General features: G+C 66.6%; 4 protein-coding genes and 2 pseudogenes. 1 reads left to right on the top strand and 5 read right to left on the bottom strand.

Annotated elements, in window-relative coordinates; translation table 11 throughout:
• Window positions 1–113: 113 nt before the first annotated feature.
• The 4 genes and pseudogenes from ABGB16_RS32555 to ABGB16_RS32540 all read right to left on the bottom strand — a co-directional run.
• The gene (locus ABGB16_RS32555) at window positions 114–545 is read right to left on the bottom strand and encodes a hypothetical protein (protein ID WP_347671905.1); all 432 of its coding nucleotides are present in this window, start codon (window positions 543–545) and stop codon (window positions 114–116) included.
• A gap of 119 nt (window positions 546–664) precedes the next feature.
• A pseudogene (locus tag ABGB16_RS32550) lies at window positions 665–787 on the bottom strand (IS5/IS1182 family transposase); the annotation flags it as partial.
• 494 nt (window positions 788–1,281) lie between these two features.
• Complete coding sequence (locus ABGB16_RS32545; protein WP_347671904.1) at window positions 1,282–2,928, bottom strand: enoyl-CoA hydratase-related protein; 1,647 nt, start codon at window positions 2,926–2,928, stop codon at window positions 1,282–1,284.
• A 362-nt stretch (window positions 2,929–3,290) separates the two neighbouring features.
• Window positions 3,291–3,907, bottom strand: a pseudogene (locus tag ABGB16_RS32540) (IS6 family transposase); the annotation flags it as partial.
• A gap of 364 nt (window positions 3,908–4,271) precedes the next feature.
• On the opposite strand from ABGB16_RS32540, the gene ABGB16_RS32535 reads away from it, so the two are divergent.
• Entirely contained in the window at window positions 4,272–5,567 is a 1,296-nt protein-coding gene (locus ABGB16_RS32535; protein ID WP_347671903.1) for a site-specific integrase, read from the top strand.
• Between the two features lie 132 nt (window positions 5,568–5,699).
• On the opposite strand, the gene ABGB16_RS32530 is transcribed toward ABGB16_RS32535, so the two are convergent.
• A complete protein-coding gene (locus ABGB16_RS32530) occupies window positions 5,700–7,142 on the bottom strand; it encodes a tyrosine-type recombinase/integrase (protein ID WP_347671902.1) in 1,443 nt (480 codons plus the stop codon).
• Window positions 7,143–7,887: the final 745 nt, after the last annotated feature.

The following is a 7,887-nucleotide window of genomic DNA, read 5'->3' as shown; positions in this document are numbered from 1 at the left end:
CTACAACACCCGCCGACGCCACAGCGCCTGCGACGGCATGTCACCCATCGACTACGAACGCTTCATCGCCCAAGCCCGCCTGGCTCAGGCAGCTTAAACAGCCCTCCACGCTTTCAGGGGATTGACAATTCGCGGTCGGATTCCAGCGTGTTCACGGTCGATCGCGGCCAGCTCTCGCGGGCCAGGCGCAGCACCAGCCGGTTGATCGACCGGACAGTGGGTGGCCGTCCGGCCTGCCGGGGTTGGGAGAGTCTGGCGTGCCGGCGGGCTAGCAGGTCCCGGTGCCAGCGCAGCACCGTGTTCGGGCGGACCAGCAGCCGCAGGTGGCGCAGCGTGTCGCGGGGTAGCCGGTGCAGCAGGGCGGCGAGCCATGCCCGGTCAGATGGGGTGAACCGGACCTTCTCGCCGTTCAGTTGCCGTTCGAGGATTATGACTTGGTGTCGCAGCGCCAGGATCTCGGCATCCTTGTCCCGGTCGCTCGTTGGCAGCAGCCGTAGCAACGCGAGAGCGTTGGTCACACCGAGGTAGGCCAGTCGAAACAGCACAGCCGGTCATCCTCGCGCAGCACGCCACGTAGATCATCGCCGCATCCGCCACGAGAGCCCTTGACACTACGCCAGCGTCCTGATCTGAGTCATCAAGAGGGCTGTGACCAGGACGGACGAGGTTTCCGGCACCCGCAGGGCCGCCGGTCGAGCCGGGCCTGCCGCCAGGCGGTCAGGGTCGGCTCGATCAGCGCCCAGCGGGCGTCGGACAGGTCGCTCGGGTAGGGTTTCCGCTCACTCACGGCGCACCGTCTACACCAGACCGAACCGTCGGCCTTGCACGCGTCCGATGTGGAGTGTTGGCAATATTTCTAGACCAGACGGAATCCATGGTTCATTTATGAGATAAGCGGACACCCTGGTTGCGGTTCCGGCTAGCTCGGATGCTCGCTTATCCCTGCGAATCATCCCTAAAGCCACCAGGCCCAAAGCCGGCAAATATCTACGAACTCTTCCTGAACGCCCTCTCAGTTGACCATGCAGTCGACGTTGGCTTGATCGTACGGCTGCTCGGAGGTGTCGATCTGGCCACCGACGTCGACGTCGACGTGGTTGCGCCAGGAGATCGTCTGGACGGTCGAGTTGCACGTCGCGCGAGCGACGGTCCGGTCGCCGCTGCCGGTGTAGGGCCGCAGCTGCTTGGTCGGCGAACATGCCTTCTGCCGCCAGGTGCCGTCGGTGTACCACTCGTAGAGGCAACGGCGTTGCCTTGCCTATTCCCGCAGCCCCGCCAGAATCACTCGCCTTGAGGGGGCGGGAAGTTCGCTTCCTGGTACCCGCCGCGATACCGTCTCGCTGCGACCGGCGGTGTAGTGGGTTGTTTGAGGACGAACCGAGCGAGCGCCTGCTGAAAGTCGCTACCGGCGAAGTCCCGGAAGATGGTGGTGAGCTCGGCTCGCGATGTCGCGGCTTCGGCCTCGGCGCTTGGGGCGTCGCTCACCTTCATGACGCGCCGATCGACCTGGGCGCCGTAGTTCCTGCTGAACTCCACGATCCATTCGGTGAGCGCGGGCCCGGTGAGTCCAGCAGGAGCGAGGTAGTCCACCAAGCCCTGTCGGTGGGCCTGGTAGGCACTCAGGGGCAGGCACTCATCGAGAAGGGCATGCCGGTCTGCTGGGTCTGGCATGCGCCCGGGCAGCGTCAACGTGTGGTACTCGGAGCCGGTAAGCCCGCCCATGCTCTTGTAGTGGTAGTTGAGGACCCGCCCCTCCTCGGCGACCACCACGCTTCCGCAAAGGGAAAGGAAAGCCCCACCCGCACCAGCATCCCCGTCCGCGACCACGATGACCTGCCGCCCCGCGCGGCGCAGGCGGAACAGCATCTCAGCGACCTCGTTGATCGCCGAGATGTTGCGCCGCGCCTCGGCCTGCATGGGGGAGCCACAGCCCGGATCCGCGGCGTAAATGTGGTTTAGGTGGATCCCGTTGCCGAACGGGTCGGCGCCACCTCCGCGCAGTACGACTCGACGGATGTCCGGCAGCCGCTCGACGTGCGCAAGCGCCCTAGTGACACGTTGACAGAACTCCGTAGACCAGGCGCCGTTGTACGCGGCGGCGGTGACGATAGCCAGGGTGCTGTCGGGGAAAGATATCCGTATCGGACGGTACCCTGGCCCCGGTCCCTGCCCGGTCCACCGCAAGGGCAGGTACCGCCCTTGCTGACCGATCCATACGGCAGAGGGAAGCTTGAACGCGGGACCGTGCTGGGCAGGAGGCTTGGGCTTGACGTAGCCGACCCACACACTCTCCCGGTACCCGTCCCCAGTGCGCATGCCTACGGCCACCCGGATGGCCCCGTTCGGCTGCCACTCCACCACGTCACCTGGGTCCGCATCCCCGTTGACCGGCCCGCCCAGGTGGACGTCATACACGTACACCTGGTGGCCGGCCAACTCGGTGAGCACCCCAGGGCTGCCGTCCCGGGCAGCGGCGTTCCAGACGATGTCCTCCGCCGACATAGTCCAGTGAATCTCGCAGTCTCGCTGGCGCATCGGGTTGTTCCACCGGCCCAGCACGTCCGGCTGGGACTCGTCGAGCGGCATCGGGGCCCCGAGCCCGGCCAGCACGTGGTCGATGCCGGCGAGGAACGCAGCCCGGTTGAGGTGGGAGTACAGCCAACTCTTGGTCGCCGGCCAGGACGGATAGGGAAAACTCGTGGTGTGGACCACCGGACCGGTGTCCCACCCCTCCTCGGCGAGGAGGACGGTGTTCCCACCGAGCGGATCCCGGCGGACCCGTCCCCAGTCGATGGAGGACGGCCCCCGATCGCCCAAGCGCCCCGGATGGTTGATGAGGACCCGATCGTAGAGTTCCGCAGGCACCCGTTTGGTCAAGGTGGGAGCTATCACGATGTCCGGGGCATGCTGACCTACCGCTGCGATCATGTCCTCAGAGGTCGATGCCGGATGAAACGCGGTTTGGACACGCCGATCCCGTAGGTGACAGTATGCGGCCATCGTGGCTCCGCCGAACCCGTCGGACAGCAAGAGAACTCTGCGGTTCCCATACGGCACGTTCAAGAATGCTCACCTCACCTCACGTCGCTCGGCAACCCTTTTACGGCTTGATGCACGATCGAGTCAAGGCTGCGCGAACGCCGTGGGGCCTGTAGGGAGATCTGTGTAACGGATTTCAATAAAAGTCCATTATGGCCAGTAAGAGCTGGTAGGCACAGATAGGAGCAGGTTGATGGGCCCTGTTGCGTTGGCGGATCGGTGGACAAGCCGAGCCGCGTCACCGGGCACTGTCAGATGGCTCGGGCCAATTTCGTTAACGCGGCGGCCACCCGCAGACCGGGCGGGACGTCAGCGGCGAGTTCGTAGTGTCCGCGTCGGAGGTTCTGAACGAAGGCATGGCCGGCGATGATCGTCTGCGCGGTGCGGTCGGTGCGGAGTCCGCGCATCGGTCTGAGCCTGTGCTTGAGCTGGCTGTGGTCGGCCTCGATCGGATTGTTGGCGTGTCGTTCGATGTGGTGCCACGCCGACGGGACCAGGTCGTCGAGCACCCTCGGACAGACCGGGTTCGCGTCGGTGACCATCTCGCCGGGCGTGACCTTCGGCGTGGTCAGCGTCCGGTGGAAGAACTGCCGGGCCGCTGCGGCGTCCCGACGGGCCGAGACGAGCACGTCGATGATCTGACCATGCTGGTCCACGGCCCGGTACACGTACCGCCACACCCCGTTGACCTTGACGTAGGTCTCGTCCACGAACCAACGGTCACCAGGTGAGTGACGAGCGAAGCGAGCGGCGTCGGCCAACAGCGGGGTGAACCACCGCACCCACCGGTAGACCGTAACGTGATCCACCTCGACCCCCGCTCGACCAGCAACTCCTCCACATCCCGGTACGAGAGGTTGAACCCTACGGATCAGAAGGTTAGGGGTTCGAGTCCCTTCGGGCGCGCTTATCTGACCAGGGAAGATAGCCGATTGGCTATCTTCCCTGTCGTCGTGTGAGTCACGTGTGAGTCACGCCTGTGGCACACGTACTTGGACTGGCGCGGCGTTGCTGAGCTGCTGAGTTGCGTGGTGGCGCAGCGGATTCGTCAGGTGGGCGCGCCCCGGAGAGACTCGGACTCCGCTTTCTGATCCGTAGTCGATCTTCTAGAAAGTTGAGATCGACTTGAACTTTTGGCATGGAAAGTCCGAGTGCTGGGGTTCGGCCGTGCAGGCTTGCCCGACATCGCTGCGGACTCTGCTGGTTGTCGAGGGCTTCTGGGGTGGGTGCTGATGCGCACCTCGGATGGGCTGGGGCGGGTGTACCGGCGGTGTGGCTGCCGTGACGAGGAGACGGGTAAGCAGTTCGGCGCTCGCTGCGTGCGGCTGGCGGACCTCGGTCATGGGCGCTGGTATTTCTCGTTGCAGGTCCCCGCTGTTGACGGCGGTCGTGATCGGGTCCGTCGGGGCGGGTTCGCCACTCTGGCTGAGGCGGAGCGGGCCTGCTGGGATTCGGCCCAGTTGCCGGGGCCGGAGGCGGTGGCGCGGACCTGGACGGTGCGACGGTGGCTGCGTTTCTGGTTGTCGGAGCTGGAGGGCCGGTTGAGGCCGACGACGGTGCTCAACTACCGCAGCATTGTGGAGAAGTACCTGATCCCGCACCTTGGCGTGTATCGGTTGAGCAAGCTGCGCGTGAAGACGGTTCAGCGGGCGATGGACGTGATCTGCCGTCAGGTCGTGCGTGGCGGCCGGTTGATCTCGCCGGGCAGCGTGAGCCGGATTCGGGCGGTGTTGCGTAGCGCGTTGTCGGAGGCGAGACGGCAGGGCATCGTCGGCCACAACCCCGCCCGGAACCTGCGGCTACCGAACGGGGCGCGCCCGCACGCTGTGGTCTGGGATGACGAGCAGGAGGCGGTGTGGCGCGAGACCGGCGTGCGCCCACGGGTCGCGGTGTGGGACCTCGACAACCTGGCGCGGTTTCTTGTGGCGGTGCGCGACGATCCGCTGTTCGTGCTGTGGTGGCTGGTGGCGCTGCGCGGCCCGCGCCGGGGCGAGATGGCAGGCCTGCGCTGGGAGGACATCAACCTGGCCGCAGGGGAGCTGACGATCAGGGAACAGGTCATCGTCATCGGCGGGCGGGAGCACCTCGGCCCACCCAAGTCAGCTGCGGGGGTGCGGACACTGGCGCTCGACGAGGCCACGGTGAAGCTGCTGTGGGAGTTGTGGCATGAACAGCGGCGCCGGCGCGGCGGGGTTGATCCGAAGGGACGGGTGTTCGTCCACGCGAACGGCCGCCCGGTGCGCCCGGACTGGTTGACCCGCCGGTTCGCGACACTGGTCAAGCAGCTGGGGCTGCCGCCTGTGCGGCTGCATGACCTGCGGCACGCGGCCGCAGGGCTGGCGTCGGCGGCCGGGGTGGACCTGAAGATGATCCAGCACGACATGGGCCACGCCAGCCCGGTCACCACCGCGGAAACCTACATCTACGTGTTCAAGAAGATGGCCAAGGAGTCGGTGCGTGCCAGCGCTGAACTGCTGCTGTCGCACGCGAAGATCCGCATGTCACTGGAAGGAGCATCCCAGGCCTGACCCTGGCGATCGCTATCACCACACGGCGCCCTCATCGGGTGGCAGGCGCGGCTCGGCGTGCCCGGACCAGCTGAGCTGCCCGGGGAGGCAAGGATGTGCTCCGGGCTCTCCGGGCAGCTCGTGGCGAGATCGTCACCCGCTTTCGCGTGCGCGCCGGCGCCCGCCCTTCGGGGCGACCCGGTCCTTCGTCTTGGACCGCCTCCGGGCTGCGCGGGTGTCGTCGGCTGGCTTCGTCTTCTCGACGGCGGTCGGGCGCCATGCTGCGCTGTTTCCGCGCCCGGCGGGATGCCGCATCGCGGTGCCGGGATTGCTGGCGTTGAGGACGAGGCGGGCGGTGGCTTCGGCGGCCTTGTGCTGGGCGGCGGGCAGGCTGGTGGTGTAGGTGTCAGCGGTGATCCGGATGGTGGCATGGCCGAGCTGATGCTGGATGGTTTTCAGGTCGGCGCCCGCGGCGTGGGCGAGGGTGGCAGCGCCGTGCCGGAGGTCGTGCAGCCGGATCGGCGGTAGCCCGGCCCGGTCGACCAGGAGCCGCAGGCGCTGGGTGAGATAGCCAGGATGGATGGGGAGCCCGTCGGGGCTGGTGAAGACGTAGCCGCTGTCGTGGCAGACCTTCCCAGCGCCGGTGCGCGCGGCACGCTGTTGGCGTTGTCGTTCGGCGTGCTGGCGCACGATCCGTACGGTGTGCCGGTCGAGGGCTATGGTGCGGCGGCTGGTCGCGGACTTGGGTGGGCCTTCGTGGACGTCGTAGCCGGCGGTGGTGCGCTGCCGCACGACCGCTAGTTGGCGTGCTTGTAGGTCGATCTCGGTCCAGCGCAGGCCGGCGGCTTCGCCGCGGCGCAGGCCGCGCAGCGCGATCAGCCACCACAAGGCGAACAGGTTGTCGTCGCGGACGTAGTCGAGGAACGCAGCGAGCTGGGCCGGGGTCCACACCGCAACCGAGGGCCGCTGCCCGGTGGCTTCCCACTCTGCGACCCGCGCTTCGGTCCACAGTTGCGCCAGGGGACGTTCCCGGGCGGGCAGTTCCACCCGCCGGGCCGGGTTGTCCACGAGCAGCCCCTCGCGGACTGCGGCGTTGAGCGCGGCCCGCAGCGTGGTGTGGACGTGTTGCAGCGTGCAGGGCGTCTGCGGCTGGCCGGACCGGTTGCGAGTGGCGGCGATCTGCGTGAACGCTGCGTTGAGCTGCCGCGAGGTCAGGTCACCCAAGATCAGATGCCCGATGTGCGGGATAAGGAAGCGCTCGACGTCGCGGGTGTAGTGCATCTTCGTCGTCGGCCGGATCCGGGCCCTCGTCGACAACCAGTACCGCAACCACCTGTCGACCGTCCACGACCGGCCAGCCTGCCGCTCCCGCGACAGGACCAGGAACTCGTCCCGGGCCTTCCGCGCGGCCGCCTCCGACGCGTACCCACCCCGGCGCACACGCTCCGCCTGCCCGAGCAGACTCCGAGTGGAGCAGTGGAAATACCAACTTCCGTGGTCCGGCTCCCGCAACCTTGGGCAGCCATTGCCCAGCGCCCGCCTCGTGGCCGGGTTCAGGCAGCCGCACCGCTTCACGATCGCACCCTGGCTCTTCATCGCTTCTCTCCCTTTGCCGATGGTGGTCACACCCTGACGCAGGGAAACTAGGTAAAAGGCGCTTTCCGTACTGGTTCACGACATTGATCGACTATCAGTGGCTCAGGAAGGCTAAAACGCTGCGGTTCTGTTCCGGATCAGGGATCGGACCGGAGGCCCCCTTGGTTCTGCAAGCCGTGGCGCTGAGCCGGTTCTGCGGATGTTCGCCAAGGATGGGTGGTGTGGCCGACTATACCGTTTACGGGAACACGTCGATCTCCGATGTTGATGACTTGCTATTCCCCGTTGTTGTGGTGCTCTTTGTTCACGCCTGTTTTGCCTAGGCCGGGCTAAATGCCGTCGTCGAGGTCGCAAGTCGCTAGGCGGTCCACCACCGAACCGGGCGGTGATGGCGAGCAGATCAAATGGGTGCAACGGGGCGGCGCATGCAGCGTGGGCGACCCGGGAGTCGGACGTCGCGGTGACCTGGTACTGGCTGGGTTGCGGGAATGCCGCGCATTACATATCCGCGGCGCGCGTCACCTGCCTGCTGCGGGTAGCGCTCATGCAATTCCCATAAAATGCAAGGGAGCGGTGGTCTGCGGATTCGACACCTTGGGCGGCGAGCAGGGTAGTCATTGAGCCTTTCCGCGTAACGGTGTGAGTGCGGCGGGTAGCGGTGCTGGTGGCCGGTGCGGACACGCCCGGACCCGTTGTGGTGCAAGGGAAAGACGCAGAACCCCGGTATGAAGTGGTCCTCTCACAG

The organism is Micromonospora sp. B11E3 (assembly GCF_039871625.1).
Taxonomy (GTDB): domain Bacteria; phylum Actinomycetota; class Actinomycetes; order Mycobacteriales; family Micromonosporaceae; genus Micromonospora.
Note: the sequence above shows the minus strand (reverse complement) of the source record. Positions and strands in the feature narration are given on the sequence as shown.